Origin of the sequence: Stackebrandtia nassauensis DSM 44728, assembly GCF_000024545.1 — a bacterium.
Taxonomy (GTDB): Bacteria; Actinomycetota; Actinomycetes; order Mycobacteriales; family Micromonosporaceae; genus Stackebrandtia; species Stackebrandtia nassauensis.
This window is the reverse complement of the sequence record NC_013947.1, coordinates 111,977-133,837: the sequence shown is the minus strand read 5'-3', so window position 1 is coordinate 133,837 and position 21,861 is coordinate 111,977. Positions and strand designations below refer to the sequence as shown.

22 protein-coding genes are annotated in these 21,861 nt (G+C 68.8%); 11 read left to right on the top strand and 11 right to left on the bottom strand.

What is annotated here, in order from left to right; all coding sequences use genetic code 11:
- Positions 1 to 126: 126 nt before the first annotated feature.
- The 5 genes from SNAS_RS00625 to SNAS_RS34860 form a co-directional block, all read right to left on the bottom strand.
- Positions 127 to 816: a hypothetical protein gene (locus SNAS_RS00625; RefSeq protein ID WP_144300356.1), complete on the bottom strand. Its 690-nt coding sequence runs from the start codon at positions 814 to 816 to the stop codon at positions 127 to 129.
- A gap of 396 nt (positions 817 to 1,212) precedes the next feature.
- On the bottom strand, positions 1,213 to 2,118 hold the full coding sequence (locus SNAS_RS00620) for a hydroxymethylglutaryl-CoA lyase (protein WP_041625356.1): 906 nt from the start codon (positions 2,116 to 2,118) through the stop codon (positions 1,213 to 1,215).
- An 8-nt stretch (positions 2,119 to 2,126) separates the two neighbouring features.
- The gene (locus SNAS_RS00615; protein WP_013015415.1) at positions 2,127 to 3,458 is read right to left on the bottom strand and encodes an acetyl-CoA carboxylase biotin carboxylase subunit; all 1,332 of its coding nucleotides are present in this window, start codon (positions 3,456 to 3,458) and stop codon (positions 2,127 to 2,129) included.
- A gap of 26 nt (positions 3,459 to 3,484) precedes the next feature.
- Positions 3,485 to 4,087: a TetR/AcrR family transcriptional regulator gene (locus SNAS_RS00610; RefSeq protein ID WP_041624460.1), complete on the bottom strand. Its 603-nt coding sequence runs from the start codon at positions 4,085 to 4,087 to the stop codon at positions 3,485 to 3,487.
- Between the two features lie 52 nt (positions 4,088 to 4,139).
- Positions 4,140 to 4,406 (bottom strand): hypothetical protein, encoded by a 267-nt coding sequence (locus tag SNAS_RS34860; protein ID WP_013015413.1) that lies wholly within the window; start codon positions 4,404 to 4,406, stop codon positions 4,140 to 4,142.
- A 184-nt stretch (positions 4,407 to 4,590) separates the two neighbouring features.
- Between SNAS_RS34860 and SNAS_RS00605 the strand changes: the two genes are divergently transcribed.
- Both SNAS_RS00605 and SNAS_RS00600 read left to right on the top strand, forming a co-directional pair.
- Positions 4,591 to 5,172 (top strand): TetR/AcrR family transcriptional regulator, encoded by a 582-nt coding sequence (locus SNAS_RS00605; RefSeq protein WP_013015412.1) that lies wholly within the window; start codon positions 4,591 to 4,593, stop codon positions 5,170 to 5,172.
- Complete coding sequence (locus SNAS_RS00600; RefSeq protein WP_013015411.1) at positions 5,156 to 6,673, top strand: nitrilase-related carbon-nitrogen hydrolase; 1,518 nt, start codon at positions 5,156 to 5,158, stop codon at positions 6,671 to 6,673. Before SNAS_RS00605 ends, SNAS_RS00600 begins: the two co-directional genes overlap by 17 nt.
- Here the strand turns inward: SNAS_RS00600 and SNAS_RS00595 are convergent.
- Both SNAS_RS00595 and SNAS_RS00590 read right to left on the bottom strand, forming a co-directional pair.
- Positions 6,642 to 7,370, bottom strand: a complete 729-nt coding sequence (locus tag SNAS_RS00595) for an SDR family oxidoreductase (RefSeq protein ID WP_013015410.1) — start codon at positions 7,368 to 7,370, stop codon at positions 6,642 to 6,644. The two genes, SNAS_RS00600 and SNAS_RS00595, sit on opposite strands and share 32 nt — an antisense overlap.
- Before the next feature lie 30 nt (positions 7,371 to 7,400).
- Positions 7,401 to 8,636, bottom strand: coding sequence for a PucR family transcriptional regulator (locus SNAS_RS00590; RefSeq protein ID WP_013015409.1), 1,236 nt, complete (start codon positions 8,634 to 8,636; stop codon positions 7,401 to 7,403).
- 105 nt (positions 8,637 to 8,741) lie between these two features.
- On the opposite strand from SNAS_RS00590, the gene SNAS_RS00585 reads away from it, so the two are divergent.
- From SNAS_RS00585 to SNAS_RS00575, 3 genes are all read left to right on the top strand, one after another.
- Positions 8,742 to 9,605: an SGNH/GDSL hydrolase family protein gene (locus tag SNAS_RS00585; RefSeq protein ID WP_013015408.1), complete on the top strand. Its 864-nt coding sequence runs from the start codon at positions 8,742 to 8,744 to the stop codon at positions 9,603 to 9,605.
- A 416-nt stretch (positions 9,606 to 10,021) separates the two neighbouring features.
- Entirely contained in the window at positions 10,022 to 11,176 is a 1,155-nt protein-coding gene (locus tag SNAS_RS00580; protein WP_013015407.1) for a thiolase family protein, read from the top strand.
- A complete protein-coding gene (locus SNAS_RS00575) occupies positions 11,169 to 11,816 on the top strand; it encodes an NUDIX hydrolase (RefSeq protein ID WP_013015406.1) in 648 nt (215 codons plus the stop codon). The genes SNAS_RS00580 and SNAS_RS00575 overlap by 8 nt, the downstream gene beginning before the upstream one ends.
- A gap of 162 nt (positions 11,817 to 11,978) precedes the next feature.
- On the opposite strand, the gene corA is transcribed toward SNAS_RS00575, so the two are convergent.
- Both corA and SNAS_RS00565 read right to left on the bottom strand, forming a co-directional pair.
- Entirely contained in the window at positions 11,979 to 13,115 is a 1,137-nt protein-coding gene (gene corA, locus SNAS_RS00570; RefSeq protein WP_013015405.1) for a magnesium/cobalt transporter CorA, read from the bottom strand.
- A 227-nt stretch (positions 13,116 to 13,342) separates the two neighbouring features.
- A complete protein-coding gene (locus SNAS_RS00565) occupies positions 13,343 to 14,155 on the bottom strand; it encodes an alpha/beta hydrolase family protein (RefSeq protein ID WP_013015404.1) in 813 nt (270 codons plus the stop codon).
- An 11-nt stretch (positions 14,156 to 14,166) separates the two neighbouring features.
- On the opposite strand from SNAS_RS00565, the gene SNAS_RS00560 reads away from it, so the two are divergent.
- The 6 genes from SNAS_RS00560 to SNAS_RS00535 all read left to right on the top strand — a co-directional run bounded on the left by SNAS_RS00560 (position 14,167) and on the right by SNAS_RS00535 (position 18,796).
- A complete protein-coding gene (locus SNAS_RS00560; RefSeq protein WP_013015403.1) occupies positions 14,167 to 15,126 on the top strand; it encodes a formylglycine-generating enzyme family protein in 960 nt (319 codons plus the stop codon).
- Positions 15,127 to 15,136: 10 nt separating this feature from the next.
- Entirely contained in the window at positions 15,137 to 15,928 is a 792-nt protein-coding gene (locus tag SNAS_RS00555) for an enoyl-CoA hydratase-related protein (protein ID WP_013015402.1), read from the top strand.
- Between the two features lie 65 nt (positions 15,929 to 15,993).
- Entirely contained in the window at positions 15,994 to 16,611 is a 618-nt protein-coding gene (locus SNAS_RS00550) for a bacterial proteasome activator family protein (RefSeq protein ID WP_013015401.1), read from the top strand.
- A 238-nt stretch (positions 16,612 to 16,849) separates the two neighbouring features.
- The gene (locus SNAS_RS00545) at positions 16,850 to 17,353 is read left to right on the top strand and encodes a hypothetical protein (protein WP_013015400.1); all 504 of its coding nucleotides are present in this window, start codon (positions 16,850 to 16,852) and stop codon (positions 17,351 to 17,353) included.
- 29 nt (positions 17,354 to 17,382) lie between these two features.
- Positions 17,383 to 17,763: a hypothetical protein gene (locus tag SNAS_RS00540; RefSeq protein WP_013015399.1), complete on the top strand. Its 381-nt coding sequence runs from the start codon at positions 17,383 to 17,385 to the stop codon at positions 17,761 to 17,763.
- A 13-nt stretch (positions 17,764 to 17,776) separates the two neighbouring features.
- Positions 17,777 to 18,796 carry a hypothetical protein gene (locus SNAS_RS00535; protein ID WP_013015398.1) on the top strand — a complete coding sequence of 340 codons (1,020 nt, stop codon included), beginning with the start codon at positions 17,777 to 17,779 and terminating at the stop codon, positions 18,794 to 18,796.
- 121 nt (positions 18,797 to 18,917) lie between these two features.
- Here SNAS_RS00535 and SNAS_RS32165 read toward each other — a convergent pair whose 3' ends face one another.
- Positions 18,918 to 20,831, bottom strand: a complete 1,914-nt coding sequence (locus SNAS_RS32165) for an ankyrin repeat domain-containing protein (protein ID WP_013015397.1) — start codon at positions 20,829 to 20,831, stop codon at positions 18,918 to 18,920.
- Between the two features lie 92 nt (positions 20,832 to 20,923).
- The gene (locus tag SNAS_RS00525) at positions 20,924 to 21,802 is read right to left on the bottom strand and encodes a hypothetical protein (protein ID WP_013015396.1); all 879 of its coding nucleotides are present in this window, start codon (positions 21,800 to 21,802) and stop codon (positions 20,924 to 20,926) included.
- Positions 21,803 to 21,861 lie beyond the last annotated feature (59 nt).

Below are 21,861 nucleotides of genomic sequence, written 5' to 3'. Positions count from 1 at the left end.
GGGTGACGCGGAAACCGCGTGTGGTCTGGGTGCGTAACCGCGCAACGCACGACCCTGGGACAGGCCGGTGTGCCCGACGGAGAGCGCGCTGGTGTGCGCTGACTTTCCGGCGTTGGCGGTTACTGACTAATCGGGGGAGACGGCCGGGTCTTCCACGTGGTCGGGAAGTTGCCCCGTCGCGGCCGTCAGAGGGTTAACGCGAGAGGTGCCCGCGTTGACCGCGGAATCAGCGGCGGACATGGAGAGTCCGGCGCCAGTGTCGTGCGTCGGTGAACCGCCCGGGCCCGTGCCCGTGCCGATTCCCCCCGGTGCGGCGATCCCGTAGATGTCGGGCTGCGCCGTTCCGGTGAACGGTTCCGAAGCACCGGTGCGCCCGTCGGCGTTCCGGTCGTGCGGGACCGTTCGGTCGAGCGTCACGTTCGCGCCGAGATCACCGTGCCTGGCCTTGGCAGCGGCGGAGTCTGAGTGGTCACGAACGGTTTCGTTCTCCGTCCCGTTGCTGGTGGGCTTGACCCACGACAGCACGGCTCCGATCGGGTTCGCGTCGACGGCGACTGGCCGCGCGATCCGTTTCAGCGTGCCGTCCACTGGTTTCGTGACGGCATCCAGCTCACCGGTGACCGGTCGCGCCGCGGATGTCAACGGCGCCACCATGTCGGGAGTGGCCTGTTTCGCCAGCGGAGCGGTGACCGGGTGCGTGAACCGGAGCACTCGGTTCGGCGTTTCGGACGCCGCTGTGTCCACTGTCGAAGACGCGTGACGGAAATCGGGAGAACGCGCCTCGTCGGCCACACCGGTTTCGTCCGATGTGGTCATGGCTTCGAGTGCGCGTGAGACAAGAGGCGTGGTGGCGAGCTCGGTGTCCGCGACCGGACCCGAGTCGGCGTTGGCGTGGGAACTGCCCGCGAGCCACGCGACCGTCGCGAAACCCGCTATCAACAGTCCGCGCCGCAGCCCCCGTGATGTCAGGCAGGCACGCAGACGGGCGAGGCGTCGCTCGCCTGTCCCCCTGTGCTGCCCTGTCACGGTTCCTCCACGCTCGTCGTGATGTGCCGGACGTCGCGGACGAAGCAACGCCCGCGGCAACCACAGTGAGAAACGGGGCAACGGCGGGGACAGTTACGGGTGTCGGGAACGATTTTTGCCGGATACTTTGAAGGCCAAGGCTTCTATCGCCGTGACCTCGATAGATTCCGGCAGATCAATGTTTCGCTATAGCGGAGTGAGCCGGGTCCGGGGACCGGCGCGCAGCACTCCACTGGGGAGTTCGCGGCCGACGAGGCCCTCGGCCATGACGGCGACCTCCAGCAGCGCGTCCAGGTCGACACCGGTGTCGATGCCCATGTCGTGCAGCATGTGGACGAGTTCCTCGGTGGCGAGGTTGCCGCTGGCGCCGGGCGCGTAGGGGCAGCCGCCCAGGCCGCCGACGCTGGCGTCGAACTCGGTGACGCCGTATTCGAGGGCGGTCAGGACGTTGGCCAGCGCCGTGCCGCGGGTGTTGTGGAAGTGCAGCAGGATCGGGATGTCGGGCTGGCTCGCGCGCACGGCTTCCAGCAGTTCCCGCACCCGCCGGGGCGTGCCCATGCCGGTGGTGTCGCCGAAGGCGACCCGGTCGGCTCCGGCGGCCACCGCCCGGTCGACGACCCAGGCGACCCGGGAGGCGGCGATGTCGCCCTCGTAGGGGCAGCCGAAGCTGGTGGCGACGATGACCTCGGCGGTCGCGCCGCCGTCGTGGACGGTGGCGATGAGTTCGCCCAGGGCGTCGAGGGATTCGTCGGTGCTCCGGTTGATGTTCTTGCGGTTGTGGGTGTCGGAGGCCGACACGACGACCTCCAGTTCGGTGAACCCGGCCTTGAGCGCCCGGTCGGCGCCCTTGAGGTTGGGCACCAGCGCCGAGTAGCGCACGTCCGGGTTGCGGTCGACGGCTTCCCACACCTCGTCGGCGTTGGCCATCTGCGGGATGGCGCGGGGGTGCACGAAGGCCACGGCCTCCACACGCGACAGTCCGGTGCGGGAGAGCGCGTTGATGAGGCGGACCTTGTCGGCCACCGCGATCGGGTTCTCGCTCTGCAGTCCGTCGCGCGGGCCGACCTCGCGGATCGACACCGATGACGGCAATGCCGTGGTCATCGCATCCTCCCCACGATGCCGGTGTCGTAGTCGCCGCTGTTGAACTCGGGGTTGTCCAGCAGTTCGGCGTGGAACGCCAGGTTGGACTTGGGGCCGGTGATGGTGAATCCGTCGACGGCCCGCTTCGCGCGTTCGATGGCCTGGGCCCGGTCGGCGCCGTGCACGATGACCTTGGCCATCAGCGAGTCGTAGAACCGGGGGACGGTATGTCCGGCCTGGTATCCGGCGTCGACGCGCACGCCCTCGCCGGTGGGTTCGACCCAGGTGTCGATGGTGCCGGGGCCGGGCAGGAACCGCTTCGGGTCCTCGGCGTTGACGCGCAGTTCGATGGCGTGGCCGGACGGTTTGGGGTCGCTGAAGCCCAGTTCCTCGCCGGCGGCGACCCGCAGCTGGGCCTCGACCAGGTCGATGCCGAGCACGGCCTCGGTGATGGGGTGCTCGACCTGGAGCCGGGTGTTCATCTCCAGGAAGAAGAACTCGCCGCTGTCGACGTCGAAGAGGTATTCGACGGTTCCAGCGCCGACGTAGTTCACGGCCTCACCGGCGCGGCTGGAGGCTTCCAGCAGCCGGGCCCGGGTGGCGTCGGTCAGGGCGGGCGAGGGGGTCTCCTCGACGAGCTTCTGGTGGCGGCGCTGCACCGAGCATTCGCGTTCGCCCAGCGCCAGCACGCGTCCGTCGGGCAGTCCGAGGATCTGGACCTCGATGTGGCGCACCCGGGGGAAGTAGCGCTCGATGAGCAGGTCGCCGGAGCCGAACAGCCGGGTGGCGAAGCCGTGGATCTTCTCGGCCTGCTCTTCCAGTGCCTTGGCGTCTTCGGCGATGGCCATGCCCATGCCGCCGCCACCGGCCGCGGCCTTGACCATGACCGGGAAGCCGATGCTCTCGGCGACGGCCAGGGCCGCGGTGGCGTCGGTGACCGGGTCGCCGCCGCCGGGGGCGACGGGTACGTCGTTGGCGGACATCAGGTTGCGGGCGTTGACCTTGTCGCCCATGGCGTCGATGGCCTCGGGGCTGGGGCCGATCCAGGCGATCCCGGCTTCGGTGACGTCGCGGGCGAAGCCGGGTTTCTCGGACAGGAAGCCGTAACCAGGGTGGATGGCCTGGGCGCCGGTGTTCTTGGCGGCGGCCAGGATCGCCTCGGTGTTGAGGTACGAGGAGGCGGGGTCGGCGGGACCCAGCAGCACGGCCTCGCTGGCCTCGGTGACGTGGGGCAGGTCGGCGTCGGCCTCGGAGTAGACCGCGATGGTGCGGATTCCGAGTTCGCGGGCGGTGCGGTTGACGCGCCGGGCGATTTCGCCCCGGTTGGCGATCAGCAGGCTGTCGAACATGACTCCAACACTAGCCTGAACGATCGTTAAGGAGTACTCCGGTGTTCGGGATCCAGCGCGGACAGCGCCGCCTCGGTCAGCAGTTCGGCGATGCGCGGGCGTTCGGCCAGCGAGTCCCGACCCAGGAACGGGGTGGAGTTCATCAGTCCGAAGGCGGCGTGGGCCAGCACCCGGGCGTCGGTGTCGCCCAGTTCCGGACGGAGTCGGCGCAGCACCCCGACCCACTCCTCCACATAGGAACGCTGGAGTTTTCGGATCCGGTGCCGGGGTTCGGAGGGGAGCCGGTCGAGTTCGTGCAGCTGGACGGCGATGACGGCCGGGGAGGTCAGCGCGAAGTCGACGTGGAAGGTGACCAGCGCCCGCAGCGCGGCCCGGGGATCGTCGGCGTGGGCGGCGGTGTGTTCGCGTCCCCCCGCCAGCAGCCGGGCACTCACCGGGATCAGCGCCTCGGCGAGCATCTCCTCCTTGCCGCCCTTGAAGTGGTGGTAGAGCGCCGGACCGGTGATGTGCGCACGGGCACCGATGTCATCCATGGACACGCCGTGATAGCCGCGGGCGGCGAACAGCTCGACCGCCAGTTCGAGGATCTCCTCCCTGCGGCTCCGGTTAATCACCTTGGGGGTAGTCATGGGTAAAGACATTAAGCCATCTTCAGTTGCCGTGTGCTGACGTGCGTGGTGGTCAGGCGGTTCCGCAGCGCTCGGCGGCGTCGTCGCGACAGTCGTTGAGGATGTCGTTGGCGATATCCCAAGCGTCGCACGGCCAGGGGGCACGGCAGGCGACGCAGTCGACGCCCAGCAGGTCGTCGGGCAGGTGGTCACGCCATTGGGACGAGGCAAGCTGCCAGGCCATCACCTCGGTGACGCCTGGGGGCGGTTCGTATGGCGGTGGTTGCTGCCGCGTGTAGGCGCTGCGAATGCGAGATCTTTGCGTGCTTGTTCGCTGCATTACTAAGGCTCCTCCGTCCTAAGTAACGCGCCAGTCCGCTTCTGGAAACGGTCAAATCGCATCGACAATTCGCATGGTGAGCATTGGGCCTGCTGTTGAGTGGGTTTGAGACGGGGCTTTGCTGAGACGGGTATCACATATAGCTCATGTGTACAACGTACACAGGTGCGTGTACGTTGTACACATGCCGAAGCCGGACACCGCCCAGCGCATCGCCGAGGCCGCACTGGCGATCCTGATCGCCGAGGGACCCAAGGCGGTGACGATGCGCCGGGTCGCCGCCGACGCCGGGGTCACGACGATGGCCAGCTACCGCCACTTCCCCAACCGCGAGACGCTGCTGCGCACCGTGGCCGACAACGCCTTCGCCGAACTGGGCAAGACCTGGGGCGAACGCGATCAGCTGGGCGACTTCGACACCCGGCTGCGCGCCAACCTGGACGACTTCCTGGACTTCGCGCTGACCAAGCCGAACCTGTACACCTTCCTGCTCACCGACCGCCGCGACGGGAACCGGCAGTTCCCGCAGGACTTCGGCGGCGACCGGTCCCCGGCCTTCGCGCCGCTGCTGGCCACAGTGGAGCAGGGGATGCGGGACGGGCTGCTGCGGTCCGATGACCCGCTTGAGGTCACGCTGGCCATCGCCACCACCGGCATGGGACTGGTGGATTTGTACCTGGGCGGCCGGATCGGCATGCCCGAGACCGAATTCCGCGCGCTCTGCCTGCGCACCGCCGAAAGGGTCCTCAATGGATGCCGTTCGTAAGACCCCACTGTGGATTGTTGTTGTCGCCACGGCCGCCTCGGCGGTGCTGCTCTACTCCGGCACCGGTATCTATGCCGTCGCCGCTTTGACGTGGCTGGCGCCGGTGCCGGTGCTGTGGCTGGCACCCCGGGTATCGGCGAGGGCCGCGTTCCTCACCTCGGCGGTGGCGGGCCTGGTGGGAGCGACGAACAACCTGATCTGGTACATCACGTCGCCCAGCGACGCGCCACTGTGGCCGATGGGCTTGATGATCATGCTGGCGTACTCGCTGACCTTCGCGCTGGGTGTGCTGCCGTACCGGGCGTTGCTGCTGCGGGGGCGGGCATTGTTGGCGGCGGTGACGCTTCCGGCCGTGTGGACCGTCGTCCTGTGGATCGTGGCGGTCTCCAACCCGACCGGGATCATGGGAACCCTGGCCAGCGCGCAGGGTGATGTGCCGTTGGTGCTGCAAACCACGACGGTGACCGGGATGTGGGGACTGGAGTTCCTGGTTCTGTTCGTACCGGCGGGAATCGCGGCGTTGTTCGCGCCGAGTGTTGGCGCGGGGGCGCGCTGGCGTACAGCGGGTGTCGCCGTCGTCGTCGCGGGACTGGTGCTGGGGCTGGGGGCCTGGCGGCTGGTGGGCGGCGGTGAGGGGCCGAGTCAGACCGTGGCGTTGCTGTCCAACAACGACAGTGGTTGGGGGGCGCGGCTCGATCAGCCTGCGGGTGAGGAGCTGGTGGCGAAGTACGAGAAGCGGATCGCGGCGCTGCCGGACGGGGTGGAGGCTGTCGTGTTGCCGGAGGGCGAGTTCACCGCTGACGAGGAGAGCCTTGGTGTGCTTGTCGAGCCGATGCGGAGGCTGGCGAAGGAGAAGGATCTGACCATTGTGGTGGGGGCGGTGTACAAGGATGAGCCGAAGCAGTACAACAACGCGCTGGTCATCCCGCCGAAGGGTGACGTCGTCACGTATACCAAGCATCATGATGGTGGGCCGAACACGCTGGGGACGGAGCTGGCTTTTCAGCCGGGGCACGGGAAGCGGGTGGGGATCGCGATCTGCGCGGACCTGAACATTCCCAATCCGGCTCGGCAGTACGGGGTGGCGGGGGCTCGGGCGCTGCTGGTTCCGGCGGCGGACGAGCGTTATGACGGTTGGTTGCACGCGCGGGCCGGGGTGCTTCAGACGGTCGCCAATGGGTCGTCGATGGCTTGGGCGGGCCGCACCGGAACTCTCACCGTCACCGACGGGTATGGGCGGGTGTTGGCGGAGAAGGACTCCGGTGGGGCGGGTGAGTTCACCGAGGTGGTCACCGAGGTGCCACAAGGTCCCGGGGCCACCGTGTACAGCCGGTATGGCGACTGGTTCGTGTGGCTGTGCATCGGGCTGGCCGCCGTCGGGACGGTGCTGGCGTTGAGCAAGCGGCGCGACAAGCCGTCGCCAGCCGCCTCCGCGACGGTCGAGGCTGCCGCTGCCGCGAGCGGTCGTCCTACTGAACCTGTTCGAAGTGGAGACTCCTGAGGAAGCAGTCGCGAGGCTGCCCGATCGCGAACAGCACGCAGTCGATGAGCGACTGGGCGGTCAGCGGGTCGGCGGCGGTGCGCGGCGTGGCATCCCATTCGGGGGACAGCCGGTCGGGGTTGTCGAAGTCGGGCGGGTACAGCGACATCACCCGCACGCCCTCGGGGCGCAGCCTGCGGGACAGGATCTCGGTGAACCCCGCCTGGGCGGACTTCGCGGCGTAGAAGGCCGGATGGGCCAGCGAGCGATCGTGCCCGGGATCGGCGCAGGCCGACACCATGGTCACGATGTCCGGTCGCTGGGAACGCCGCAGCAGCGGCAGGAAGTGCTTGGCCGCGAGCACGGTGCCGGTGGCTCCCGAGGCGATGGTCTCGGCGATGTCGGCGTCGGACGCCGAGGTCAGCTCCGTGCCGTCGAGGTAGCGGGCGCCGTTGTTGATGAGGACGTCGACGTGATCGGTGCGCTGGGCGACCGCTTCGGCGAAACCGGCGATCGTGTCCGGCCGCGACAGGTCGCAGCCGAAGGCGTGCACCCGATCCGGGTGACCGGTCTCGGCGCGGGTGCGTTCGGCGGCGGCCACGTCGCGCGCCGACAGGAACAGCTCGGCGCCCCGTTCGGCGAGGCCGATGGCCAGCGACCGGCCGAAGTCCCGTCCGGCGGCCGTCACCACGATCTTGAATCCGTCCAAACGCGTCATGGGCCCAGGTTAGGAGGTGACGGACGGCACCTAGCCGAGCGTGTGGCGGCGGGCGATGAGGGCGGCGGTGAGTTTGTGGAGGTCGGACTGGCGGCTGGGGTTGAGGCCGGTGAGCCGCGCGATCCGGTTCAGCCGGTAGTCGAGCGTGTTGGGGTGGACGTTGAGGGCGGCGGCGGTGGCGTTGCGGCTGAGGTCGTGCCGCAGATAGGTCTCCAGTGTGGTCTCCAGTTCGGTGCCGCGTTCCAGCGGCGCCAACAGCTCGGCCAGGACGTCGGCGCCGGGGCCGGGCCGGGTGAACTGGTACTCCAGCAGCACGTCGGCGAGCTGGTAGATGCCGGGCGGATAGTCCAGCCGCTCCACGAGGTCGACGACCTCCCGGGTGGTGGTGTGGACGACCGGGACTCGCTCGATCGTGGACAGATGCGCGGCGGCCAGCACCGGGAAGTCCAGCGCCGCCAACGATTCCCGCAGCGAGGCGCGTTCGGCGGGCGAGATGGCGTCGGTGCGTCCCGGTTCGGTGGCCTTGATCGGCAGCAGCGCGGTACCGCCGTGCGGGTCGAGGATCGTCAGCACCTGCCCGTGCGGCCACACCTCCAGCACCGACGCCACCGCGCGGACCCGGCGCCGGTCGCTGATCGCCGCCCGGCGGCCGTCGCTGTCCTCGGCGGAACCGAAGCTCAGGCACAGCACCAGATAGCCCGGCGCCAGGTGCACCCCGGCCCGTTCGGCCAGCTCCTCGGCGGGTTGTCCGTCCAGGAGCGCCGTCACCAGCGCCCGCCGGGCCTCGCGTTCGTGGCCCAGGATGTTCTGCCGTTCCTCGGCGTAGGCGGTCGCGACCACGGAGGTCACGATCTGCTGGTACTCGAAGACGAGGGTCGACACCGAGACCAGGTCGTCGTGATCGTCCGGTGTGGCCAGTGACGCGCACTGGGTCCACGTCACCCGGATCCCCTGGTGGTAGGCGGTCAGCACGTCCGCCAGCGGCACGCCCTCCTCGGCCCGCCGCGAGGCCGACTCGGCCAGCGGCGCCAGGTCCTCCGCCGACGGGGCCTGCCGCTGCCGCAGCATCCCGATGAACATGTCCAGGTTGTGCCGGGTTATCCACAGGATGTCCCGGCGCAGATCGGGCGGAAACCGGCCGTAGATCGGGATGGTGGCGGCGAAACCGTCGACCAGTTCGGCCGCCAGTCGCTCGTAGCGTCGCGCCAGCCAGTCGTCGACGGCCTGTCCTCCCAGCCGCAATGGCTCCTCTTTGTGAGTGTTCACAGTTTTTCCAATGCAGAACTACGAGCGTGTCCAGTAGACACGACGGCCTGTGTCTCAGATCATGTTGCCCAAGACAATAGCCCCCGGCAACAGAGAGACATTCACATGCGCCGACGCACTCCGCTGACGGCCGCCGCGTGCCTGGCCGTCCTGGCGGTATCCGCCCCCGCCCCCGCCTTCGCCCACTCCGCCCCCATCGACGAGTACGTCGCCCTCGGCGACTCGTCCGTCGCCGGTCCCCTCATCCCCGACTGGGACACCGGTGAACCCGGTTGCCTCCGCTCCACGAACAACTGGGCCGTCGAAGTCGCCGACGAACTCGGCGTCGCGAACCTGACCGACGTCAGCTGCTCGGCGGCCACCGCCGAACACATGGCCAATCCGCAGTCACTGCCGCTGGGCGGCAGCGCGCCGCCGCAGTTCGACGCGCTGTCCGACACCACCGACCTGGTGACCACCACCATCGGCGGCAACGACGTCGGGCTGGTCGGCGAGGCCCTGAAATGCGTGAACCTGCTGCCCGAACCCGCCGGACAGTCCTGTAAGGACCGACTGACCTCGGGTGGCGTCGACCAGCTCGCCGCCAAGATCGACGCCTTCGAACCGGCCTTCGGCGAGATGCTGGACGGCATCCGCGAACACGCCCCCAACGCCCGCGTCGTCGTGGTGGGTTACGGCACCTACATCCAGCCCGGCGGCTGCTATCCCGAGACGCCGGTGTGGAGCCGCGACGCGGACTACCTCCAGGACACCATCGGCAGGCTCGACGACATGATGGCCCGTCAGTCGGCCGAACACGGCGTCGAGTTCATCGACATCCGCGAGGCCACGAAGGGCCGCAACCTGTGCGCCCCCACCGGAACCCGCTGGTACGAGTCGCTGATCCCGACCTCCCCGGCGACACCGTTGCACCCCAACCGGATCGGCATGACCGGTATCGGCGAGGCCGTCGCCGCCGAACTGCGCTGAACCGCCGCGGGCGCCCCGCTCGCCAGGGCGCCCGCGAGCGTCACGGTTGCTAGCCTGAGTCCGTCGTCACCACCCCGGCACCCTGTGTCAGGACGGAAAGGTTTCCGCCGTGCAGATCTCCACATTCCTCGACCGCAAACTGTCCCGCAGATTCTCCACATACGACACCGAGCACGACGGCCGCATCAGAGACCACGTGGGGGCGGAACCGGCGGTCCCGCCCCCACGCTTACCCTCACGCCCCCACAGGGTGAGGCACCCCGCGTTTGGCTTCGATGAGCATCGATGGCCTGGCGCGGCGAAGGCTAGTGTCCCGGCCGCACACCGCAGCGCACATCCGACGCATACGTCGGGTTTTTCAGCGTTCGGCCTCGCGGACGATCAATGTCCGGCCGGATGCCGGTAGGGTTCCGGAGGTGGAGGCTTACCTCATTGACGCGGTTCGCACGCCCTTCGGCAGACACGCCGGGGGCCTGTCGCACATCCGTACCGACGACCTGGCGGCGATGCCGATCGCGGAACTGTTGCGCCGCAATCCGGACGTCGATCCGGCGTCGATCGACGACGTGATCCTCGGCGACACCAACCAGGCCGGGGAGGACAACCGCAACGTGGCCCGGATGGCCGCGCTGCTAGCCGACCTGCCGGTGACGGTGCCGGGCGTGACCGTCAACCGGCTGTGCGCCTCGGGTGCCGAGGCGATCGTGCTGGCCGCCCGGCAGGTCGCCAGCGGCGACGCCGAGCGGGTCGTCGCCGGTGGGGTGGAGTCGATGTCGCGGGCGCCGTTCGTGCTGCCCCGCCCGGACACCGCGTTTCCGCGCAACCTGTCGCTGGTGCCGACCCAGGTGGGGTGGCGGCTGCCGAACCCGAAGTTCGCGCGGGCATGGGTGGACTCGCTGGGCGAGTGCGCGCAGAACCTCGCCGCCGAGTACGGGATCGGCCGCGAGGCCCAGGACACCTGGGCGCTGCGCAGCCACCTGCGAGCGCAGGACGCGTGGGACAAGGGACTGCACGCGCAACGGGTGATGCATGTGGACGGTGTGCCGCGCGACGAGTGCGTCCGCGCCGACACCAACCGGGAGAAGCTGGCGGGCCTGAAGCCCGCGTTCACCGTGGACGGGACCGTGACCGCCGGGAACTCCTCGCCGATCTCCGACGGGGCCGCGGCGGTGCTGGTGTCGCGCGACCCCGGCGAGAACCCGATGGCGCGGCTGGTGTCCTCGGCGACGGTCGGGGTGTCGCCGGAGCGGTTCGCGGTGGCGCCGGTGGACGCGATCAACAAGGCGCTGTTCAAGGCGGGCCTGCACTTCCGCGACATCGCGGTGTGGGAGCTGAACGAGGCGTTCTCGGCGATGGTGCTGTCCTGCCTGCACCTGCTGCCGGAGGTGGACGTCAACCGGGTCAACCCGAACGGCGGCGCGATCGCGTACGGTCATCCCTTGGGAGCGTCGGCACCACGAGTCATCATGGACCTGTGTGATCAGTTGCGCCGACGCGGCGGCGGCTACGGTGTCGCGGCGGCCTGCATCGGTGTCGGCCAGGGCATGGCGGTGGTGGTTCACGTTGACTGAGGACGATGGGATCGTTCGGACGCTTCCCAACGCGCTGGCCGCCCACGCCAGGCACTTCTACAACAGCGGCGGCACCCCGGTGGAACCGCGCCGGGCGGCGACCGTGTTGATCCTGCGCGACCTGCCCTACACCGCCGGGGCGCCCGGCGGCGTCGAGGTCTACATGTTGCGGCGCGCGGCCAGCATGGTGTTCGCGGGCGGCATGTACGCGTTCCCGGGCGGGCGCGTGGATCCGTCCGACATAGACGTACTGTCGGCGGCGGTGCGCGAGGTGCGCGAGGAGACCGGGCTGCGGCTGACCGAACTGCACGCCTGGAGCCGTTGGGTGACACCGGAGTTCGAGCCGCGCCGCTACGACACCTGGTTCTACGTGGCCCGGCTGCCCGAGGGCGCCCAGCCGCTGGACATCAGCGGCGAGGCCGACTGGGCGGGCTGGCTGCCGCCCAAACGGGCGCTGGCCGACCACAATGACCAGATGCTGCCGCCGACGGCGGTGACGCTGACGGAGCTGTCCGGCTTCAACTCGGTCGACAGCGTCCTGACCGTCGCCGAGGACCGCGACCTGACGCCGATCACGCCCCGCGCGGTGATCGACAACGGCACCGTGCGGCTGGCGCTGCCCGGCGACCCGGAGTTCTAGGGCCTGGGCGGGGGTCCTCTTCCGTCGCGAGCGGCCTCCAGGTGGATGCATGGCAAGGCGGAGGTGCTCCGGCATCCCGGTGTTGGATGTCGGAGTGCCGACAACGCAGACAGGCGCCGCCTGGTGGGCGCGCAGCAGGAAACGGGATCCCCGCCCAGGCCCTCAGAGCCAGTTGCGGCGCTTGAAGATCAGGTACAGGGTCACACAGGTCGCGGCCATCGCCACGATCGCCATCGGGTAGCCGACCTTCCAGTGCGTCTCGGGCATGTAGTCGAAGTTCATGCCGTAGACGGTGCCGATGAGGGTCGGTGCGAACAGGATCGCCGCCCAGGACGAGATCTTCTTGATCTCGTCGTTCTGCGCCAGGCTCGTCTCCGTCATCTCCTGCATCTTCGCGTTCTGCTGCTGCGCGACCAGGGTGGCGTTGACGGTGAGGATGTCGGCCAGCGCCTGCCGGAAGCTGTCGACCTGTTCCATCACCGACACCGCGTGGTCGGCGACGTCGCGCAGGTAGCGGCGCAGCTCCTCGTCGATGCCGTACTTCTCGAAGCCGCTGATGAGGCCGCGCAGCATCCCCGACAGCGGGCGGACGGCGCGCTGGAACTGCACCACCTCGCGGGACAGTTCGTAGATGCGTCGCGACACCTGCGGGTCGCCGCCGAAGACCTCGGTCTCGATCTCGTCGATGTCGTTCTGCAGCCCGGCCACGACCGGGACGTAGCCGTCGACGACGGCGTCGAAGATCGCGTAGAGCACCGCCTCGTGGCCCCGGGCCAGCAGTTCGGGTTCGGCCTCCATGCGCTTGCGCACCACCGCCAGGTCGGGGGCGGCGCCGTGCCGGACCGTGATGACGAAGCCGGGCCCGACGAAGATGTGCAGTTCGCCGAAGTCGACCGACTCGTCGTCGTCGAGGTAGCGGGCGGCGCGCAGTACCACGAACAGGGTGTCCCCGTAACGCTCCAGCTTGGAGCGCTGGTGGGCCTCCAGGGCGTCTTCCAGGGCGAGCGGATGCAGGTCGAACTCGATGGCCAGCGACTTCAGCTCGCCGGGGGTAGGCCGGTAGAGGCCGATCCAGGCCATGGTCTCGGGGTCAGAGCGCGCCTCGCGGTAGGTCTCGGCCAGCGAGGACGGGGTGGAGACGCGGCGGCCGTCGCGGTAGACGGCGGCGTCGATGAGGCTGGAGCCGGGCACCGGGGCGCGCTCGACGGCGGCGGCCTCGGGGGGCTTGGGCTCGTGGTGGGCACGGCGGCCGGTGGTCTTGCGCAGGGCTCGCTTGGCGAGGCCACGGAAATCAGACATGGGGACGGTTCCTTCGCCGGACGGTGGCTGAGGTGGCTGCTTCGGGTCGGAATCCCGCTGGTCACCGTCCATACCCATGGCTTACTTCTCGCCGGGGCGAAGGCGGTCCAGCGGCGAGGTACTCGGAGGCTCGTTGCGTTTGTTGGTCATGGCAACGGTCACCACCTTTCCGTCTCTAGCTGTCTGGACCGCAAGCCAGCCTACACCCAGCCGCGCGGCAAGCGGTGTCAGACGAGTGAATTCAAGGCGTCCAGCACCTCTGGCCAAATAGTCGATTGTGGATCTATCACCTCGAAGTGTCCGATTCCCGGGAGTTCGCGAAGTTCGGCCTTCCTGCGGACGACGTAGTCGCGTGACATCTGTACGGGTACCCGATCGTCGGCCTCGCCATGCACGACCATCACCGGAACGCCCAGCTCCCGCCGCATCGGATCGGCCTCGGCGTACTCGGCCGGGAAGTCGGCGGGACCGCCGCCCATCAGGGCCGCCGCGGCACCGTCGCCCAGGTGTTCGACGTAGCAGCGCGGCAGGTCGGACACCGGCGCCAGCGCGACGACGCCGCGCAGGCGGCTTTGGCCCCGCTCCACCATGACGCCGCCGGGCTGGAGCAGCGGCGTGAACGTCAGGTCCGGTTCGGCCCACGGCAGGTCGGCCGCCAAGAGCGCCAGGTGGCCGCCGGCGGAGTGGCCGGTGAGGATCACGTTGTCGGGGTCGACGTCGTGTTCGGTGAGTTCGTCGTCGAGCAGTTCGAGGGCGGCCTCGATGTCCTCGAAGGTCTGCGGCCAGCCGCCCGCGCCGCCGCTGCGGCGGTATTCCAGTGACACGACGGCGAACCCGGCCGCGGTCAGGCCGTGGCAGAACGGGCGCAGATGGGTGCGGTCGAAGGCCTCGCGCCAGAAGCCGCCGTGGATGGCGACCACGGTCGCCTTCGGCTCGCCCTTGGGCTGGAACAGTTCGACGACCTGGTCGGGTTCGTCGCCGTAGGCGATCGTGATGCCCGGCTCGGCGGGGCGGGTCAGTACTTCGCGGGGGTCGGCCATGCCGACAGAATATGGCCATGGACTCGTGTTGTGCACCCGCTCGCGATCCGGAAAATCCGGATCCGGCGGCCGGGGACGGTGCGGACGCCTGGGGTTTCGCGGTGCCGAAGCGGGAGCCCGCGAAGGTGCGGCGCGGCATGGTGCGCGTCGACGTCGGCGAGTTCGACATGGGCGGAGAGGATGTCGACGCCAACCCCACCGACGGCGAGGGTCCGCCGCGTCCGGTTCGGTTGAGCCCCTTCCACATCGACACGGTGTGCGTGACGAACGTAGAGTACGCCCGGTTCGTGAGGGAAACCGGTTTCGTCACCGACGCCGAGCGCGAAGGATGGTCCTATGTGTTTCATTTGCTGGTGGCGCCGACGGCGCGCGGCCACGTCATGGACGCCTCGGTCCCCGGTGCCCCGTGGTGGCTGGCGGTGCGTGGGGCCAGCTGGCGAGCGCCCCACGGCCCCGGTTCGTCGATGTCATCGGTGCAGAACCATCCGGTGACGCACGTGTCGTGGCGCGACGCGGCGGCCTACGCGGCCTGGGCGGGCAAGCGACTTCCCACCGAGGCGCAGTGGGAGGCGGCGGCGCGCGGCGGCCTGTCGGGAGCTCGGTACCCGTGGGGCGACGAACTGCTGGTGCGCGGCGCCCACCGCTGCAACATCTGGCAGGGCTCGTTCCCGCGCCACAACACCGCCGAGGACGGGCATCTGGGCACGGCGCCGGTCAAGACGTTCCGCCCCAACGGTTATGGCCTCTACCAGATGGCGGGCAACGTGTGGGAGTGGTGCGCCGACTGGTGGACCACGGCGCGCGACGGCGACAGTGACCCGACCGGCCCGGCCACCGGTACGTCCAAAGTGATCCGGGGTGGCTCGTACCTGTGCCACGACTCGTACTGCAACCGCTACCGAGTGGCGGCCCGCACCCACAACACTCCCGACTCGTCGACTGGGCACATGGGCTTCAGATGCGTGTTCTAACGTTTGCCGCATGCGTGAACTCAGTGACGTGACCTACGAGGTGTCGGACGGCACCGCGGTCATCACCATTGACCGTCCTGATCGGATGAACTCCTTCCGGGGCCAGACCGTTGACGAGCTCATCTACTGCTTCAAGACCGCCTGGGCGTCCAAGGACGTCGGCGTCATCATCCTCACCGGCGCCGGGGACCGGGCGTTCTGCGCCGGTGGCGACGTGAAGGAGCGCGCCGAGACCGGCTCCTACGGCCCCACCGAGTGGGGGACCTTCGAGATCGAGCGGCTGCACCGCATGATCCGCGACGTCCCCAAGCCGGTCATCGCGGCCGTCAACGGGGTCGCGGTCGGCGGCGGCCACGTCCTGCACGTGCTGTGCGACCTGAGCATCGCCGCCGAGCACGCCCGGTTCGGGCAGTCGGGCCCGAAGGTGGGCAGCTTCGACGCCGGTTTCGGCTCGGCGTACCTGGCCCGCGTCATCGGCGAGAAACGGGCCAGGCAGCTGTGGTACCTGTGCGAGCTGATCGACGCGCCGACGGCGCTGTCGTGGGGGCTGGTCAACGAGGTCACCCCGGCCGCCGAACTGCTGTCGACCGCGCGGGAGTGGGCCGCGAAGATCAACGCCAAGTCGCCCACGGCGCTGCGATTCCTGAAACACTCCTTCAACGCCGACACCGACCACCTGTCCGGGTTGTCACACCTGGCCTTCGACGGGCTGGACGTGTTCAGCGACACCGAAGAGGCCGCCGAGGGGGCCACCGCCTTCGCCGAGAAACGTGCTCCCGACTTCACACGTTTCCGCCGTTGACACCCCGGGAAGCCACAGAGTTACGCTCGACAACGCACACCACAACCATTGGGGACCGCCAAACCATGACAGACGACAACACCGGCACCGACAAGGTCGTTGAGCCCGAAGAGACCGCCGACACCGAGGAAGCCGAAGAGGCCGAACAGGCGACCGTCCTGGTGATGGGTCCGGACGGCAAGCCCGTCGGCACCATGACCGTTGACCCGGAGTCCGGCGAGCCGCAGGACCCGTCCAAGCTCGTCGAACAACCCGCCAAGGTGATGCGGGTGGGCAGCATGGTCAAGCAGTTGCTGGAAGAGGTGCGCAGCGCGTCCCTCGACGAGGCCGGACGCAAGCGGCTCAAGGAGATCCACGCCCGCTCGATCGCCGAGCTGGAGGAGGGCATCGCGCCGGAGCTGCGCGAGGAGCTGGAGCGGCTGTCGCTGCCGTTCGACGACGACACCACGCCCTCGGAATCCGAGCTGCGGATCGCGCAGGCCCAGCTGGTGGGCTGGCTGGAGGGGCTGTTCCACGGCATCCAGGCCGCGCTGATGGCACAGCAGATGGCCGCGCGGATGCAGCTGGAGCAGATGCGACGCGGTGGCATGGCCGCGCTGCCCGCCGGTAGCCAGCTGCCGCCGGGCGTGCAGATGATGGCCAACGACGACGAGCACTCGGGTGGACCGGGGCAGTACCTGTAGCGAGCCCGTCCGATTCGACCGCCCCCGGCGGCAGCCGCTCGACAGCTGCCGCCGGGGGCGACGTGTGTCGGCGGCCCGAACCCGGTCACGTTCCATAGCCGCGCCGACACTGTGGGAGATTCTTGCCCGTTTTTTTGGTTTGCTGTTGCCAAACCCACAGCGACGGGCTAATAATGGTGGCAAAGCAGACAGATCTGGCGCCAAAACAAAGAATTCAAAGCTCAAACGGAGCGATTCAATGGGAATCCTGGCCGAGAGGCTCGACAGCCTCAGCATCGAGACGTCGTCACCGGACGGCCAGATCACGGGCGTGTTCCGGCCGACCTCCGCACTGAGCGTCCACTTCCGCGACGGCGGCTACCGCGGCTACACCGAACGCGGCCTGGAACGTCAGCTGGCCGCGCTCGTCGCCTCGGCGTGGGCCCGGTACTGGCGGGCCCGGCAGGCGGCGGTCGCCGAGGCCACCGGCGAACCGGCGGTCCCGCACCAGCCGTGGGATACCGCGGGCCGCCGCTACCGGGCCGAACGCGACCGGACCCGCTGCGAGGGCATGTCCGCCGGTCACCGCGTCCACGTGTCGCACACCGGGTTGCGGGACTGGAACGTCGTCGTCCGCGACGGCACGTTGTCTACTTTGGATGAGTTTGGGTTCGCCGCCGAGCTCGAAAGTGGTTTCACCGCCGCGATGCGCGACCACCGGCACAAGCTGATGATGTTGCGCGACAAGCACTTGCCCCGCTGATCACGAGCCCCCAGACCGAAGGAACCGACATGGCGACCAACGAACCCGTCACCGGCGGCGACATCTACGCGCTGTGGGAGGTGGCCCACAAGGGACTGCCCACCGTGGAAGAGGTGTACAACAAGGCGCTGGAGACCCACAAGAACAAGGTCGCCGGTGGCGACGACAAGACCTTCGGCCGGTGCTTCGCGGCCTGGGAGGAACTGCGGCAGCACTCCGAGTACCTGCTGTCCCGCACCCAGGGATCCCTGGACGGCGCGTCGAAGGCGCTCGACATCGCCATCGACCAGTTCAAATACGTCGACGGCGACAACGCCAAGGGCCTGACCGAGGCCGGCAAGGAGTTCCAGGGCTACCTGGACGAGGGGATCTCCGACCCGGACCACGTCGACCAAGACGGCGACAAGTAGGGGGCTGGAATTCATGGGACGCAACGACTCCGAGTTCCCGTCCGACGAGGAGCTCAAGAAGCTGGCCGGAAAGATCAAGGGTGCCGCCATCAGGGCGAACACCAAGATCCTGAAGTCCTACGACCCCGACACCTACGGCAACTACCTGGACCAGCTCGACGGGATCAGGAGTCAGGCCGAGTGGCTGGGAACCGCGTTCGACGACTTCCTGAAGCCGTCGCCGTGGGACTTCGACGACATGCTCAAAGCCCTGGACGAGATCGCCTCCGACCTGGGCCAGGCGGTCGGCGAGACCGAGATCAAAAACGGGATCGTCCAGGGCCGCATCGACACCACCAAGCAGTTTTTGGGCGAGGGCGGCTGGAAGGGCGCGCTGGCCGACTCGTTCAAGATGGACTACCTGGAGCCGATCGGTTCGCACATCGCCGCCAACCAGGGCGCGGTCACGCTGGTGACGCACGACGGTCTCCAGGCGATGCGCGACATCTACGGCAAGGCCCGCGAGAACCTGAAGGACCTGGGCGAGAAGGCCGTCACCGCCTTCGAACAGGCCGACGGCATCAGCGCCAGCGACCTGAAGACGCTGCTGACGGTGCTCAGCGCCGCCTTCGGCCTAGGCACCGCCGTGCTGTCCGCGTTCGCGCCCGCCGCGGCGGCGGGAGCGGGCATCGCCAGCGCGCTGGTCTCGGGCGGTATCGCCGTCGGCTCCGACAAGGTCGGCGAGGACGAGGAGAGCGAGCTGGCCGCCGACTACCCCGACAAGGTGGAGGAGAACTTCAAGAACGCGCTGGAGAAGCTCAAGGAGCAGATCACCACCATGGAGGACGAGCTGATCAAGGTGCTGCAGAAGGGAACCTCGGACATCGCCTCGATCGTGTGGGGCGAGAAACTCGACCGCCTGAACGGGTTCTCGGCGTTGTTCGGCATGGGGAACCAGTCGCTGCTGGCCCCGAAGGTCCCGGATCTGTCCATGGTGGCCTTCGGCGACGACCCGGGCAAGCTCAAGGACGGGCTGGTCCAGGTGAGCGGCTGAACTGCCGGTTCCGTGCGAGAAGTGGTTCGTCGCACGGCATCGGCCAACCCAGCGTCGGGACTTGAGGGAGGCCCGGCGCGGGGCCCGCCCCGTGTCATCCGGGGCGGGCTTTCTCGTTTCCCTACGTTTGGCCGCCTCGGCGGAATCCCGCGGCCCGCAACCGGTTCACGACCGGCTGGTAGTTCGCGAGCCCGTCGTGCTTGACCCGGTTGATCGCCCGATCCAACGGCCGGGTGCCGTTCACGTCGGTGTCCCGGCCCCCGTACTCCAGCAACAGCTCCGTCAGCTCGCCCATGATCTCGCCCGAGACCTCGTCGGGCGACCACTTGCTGTTGGGCGACAGCAGCCAGTGCATCGCCTCGGGTTGCGGCCCTTCGGCTTCCAGCCGCTCCCGCAGCTCGGGGAGGAACTCCCGCTGCTCCTCGACGTCACCGAGCGGGATCCGGTCGAGGTAGTCGCGCGCGGAGTACGTGAACCCCGCCGCCAGCAACCGGTCCACCACGATCCGGTACTGCGGGTGCCCGCCCCGGCCGAGCCAGATCCGGGACCAGCCAAGCGGAGTGCGTCCATTCACCACGACGTTCTGGCCACCGTGGCTCAGCAGCACGTCGATCAGTTCGCCGAAGAACTCGCCGCCGATCTCGTGCTCGGACCACCCGCGCGGGGACAGCAGCCAGTACAACGCCTCCGGCTGCGGTCCCGAGGCTTCCAGCCGCTCCCGCAGCTCGGCCAGATGCGCGCGCTGTGCCGCGACATCGCCCTCGGGAAGCCATTCCAACATGGACCGGATCGACCGGGCGAAACCGGCCTTCCGCAACCGGTACGTCACCACTTGATACTGTGGACGCTTCCCGTTACCGAACAGTTCGTATGCCCGATCGAGCGGATTTTGACCCGTGGCGACGTTGTCGCGCGCGCCGTGACTCAGCAGCAGATCCGTCAGCTCGAACAGGGTCTCGGCCGAGACCTCGTCCTCGGTCCACTCCCGCTTCAGCAACAGGTGCAGCGCGTCGGTGACGACCACGGGGCCCTCATTCTCCAACAGGTACCGCACCTCGTTGACGCTCACCGCCTGCCGATCCCAATCCCCAGGGGACAGTCTACTCAGGTGCTCGGTGAACTCGCGGCGCGCGAGACTCGCGTGCCGCCCACCCCGGTCCCGCAGGTAGGCGACGACCTGGTCCGGGTACGGCACGGTCGCGATCGCCAGGTCGACCAGGGTGCTGCCGCGCGGGTCGAGGGCGTTGACGTCCGCACCGCCCTCCAACAGCTCGCCGATGATCCACCAGTGCTCGTCGTCATCGATACGAGCCGCCCCGGGGTGCACCCGCCCCTGCCCGTCGAGACTCGCGAAGCAGGGAGCGTTGCGGAAATCGGCCTGCGCGTTGGGATCGGCACCCGCCTTGAGCAGCATCGCCACCGCTTCAAGCCTGCGATGCGCGACCGCGTGGTGCAGCGGCGTCATGCCCTCGGCGTCGAGCGCGTTCGCGTCGGCACCCGAGCGCAGCGCCGCCGCGATGGCGTCGTCATCCCCGCGCGCGGTGGCGGCCAGCAGGGCACGATCGTCACCCTCGGGCTCGGCCCGGGGAGCCAGTTCCATGACGGCCCAGGTGAAGTCGAGTCCCTGCGACTCCGCGTCGCGCACGACCACCACGGGGCGCGCGGCACCCTGTGAGGTGGTGGCGTCGTCGAGGAACGGGTTGCCGACGGGCACATCACTCAACGGCTGGAACGCCTCCTGCAGGCCCAGCAACACCTGGGCCAGGGCCTTTCGTTCCGGTGAGGAGACGCTGGCCAGCAGCGGGTGCTCGTCGTCGTCGAGCTCCGCCAGCAGGTCCCCATATTCGTACACTTTGGACGCGAGCGCGTCCAGTACAAGCGACCGCGACACCGGATCGTCGGATGCCGACCAGGTGCCGGAGGACTCGCCGTCCCACTCGGTCTCGATCAGGACGTATCGGGATTCGTCCGGTTTCTGTTGCCGTGCGCCGGTTTCCAAGGCGACGAGGCATTCAAGTATTTCGTCAACCTCCACGATGACACCTTGCCAGAACCCGGAAACCCATACTTACTCAGGATTCACTCTCGACCACAGTTCGGAATCCGGCCAGAAAACGGCCCCGATCCTCAGTCGGTCGCGTGCAACCGAAGCCACAGTTCGGCCCGCTCAGCGTGCGTCTCCCGCCCCAACCGCCGATACGCCTCACCCATCAGCTCCACCGTCCCCCGGTCGTAATACGACAGCGACTTGAGCACCGCCAACGCCGAACCGGGCCGCCCCTCATCGAGGTACACCCGCGCGACCACCCGCCACTGCTCGAAGTCCCACGGCTGATCCACCTGAACGGTCTCGGGCGCGAACGCCGACTGCGGTGCCAACACCCCGATCCCGTCCGACGTCGCCTCATACCGCCACCCCTCGGGCACCCGCGGCTCCAGCACCCGCTTCGACCGCGCCCCCGGGCTGATCAACCCGGAATCCAGGTCGGGCCGCAAATCCAGCGCCCGGCACACAGCACCCCACCGCTCATCGGTGTCCGGCGCGTCCAGCCCCTGCTCACGCCCCCGCTCCCGCCAGCTCGCCATCGACCCGGCCAACAGGTTCTCCAGCGCCTGCTTCGTATCGTCGCCCAACCAGACCGCGTGGTCGTCAACGGGCGCGAAGGACACACAGGGATGGTCGTCACCCTCCAGCTCGGGTGCCAGCACCGCCCACCCGTAGTGCAACCCGTCCCCGCCGTTCCAGCAGAACGGCAGGATCTCCAACGGCTGGAACGTGTACAGCAGCTCCCCACACAACTCCGCCGGATCATCCCCGACCGGCTTCCCCAGCAGGCCCGCGCTGAGGTCACCGCTGAACAGGTCGCCGCCCTTGTCAGCCCAGGACGCGTAATGCCACACGTCGGGGTCCGCGGGATCCAGACCGTCCATGATGAACTCGACCAACGCGGTGAACGTCTCGGGCAACCGGAACGACGGGTGCAGCGGGTGACTCTCGCGGGACATGGCCGCGACGGTATCAGGCCCCGCCCACCCCGGCATCGCCCCGAAAACCGAAGTGGACG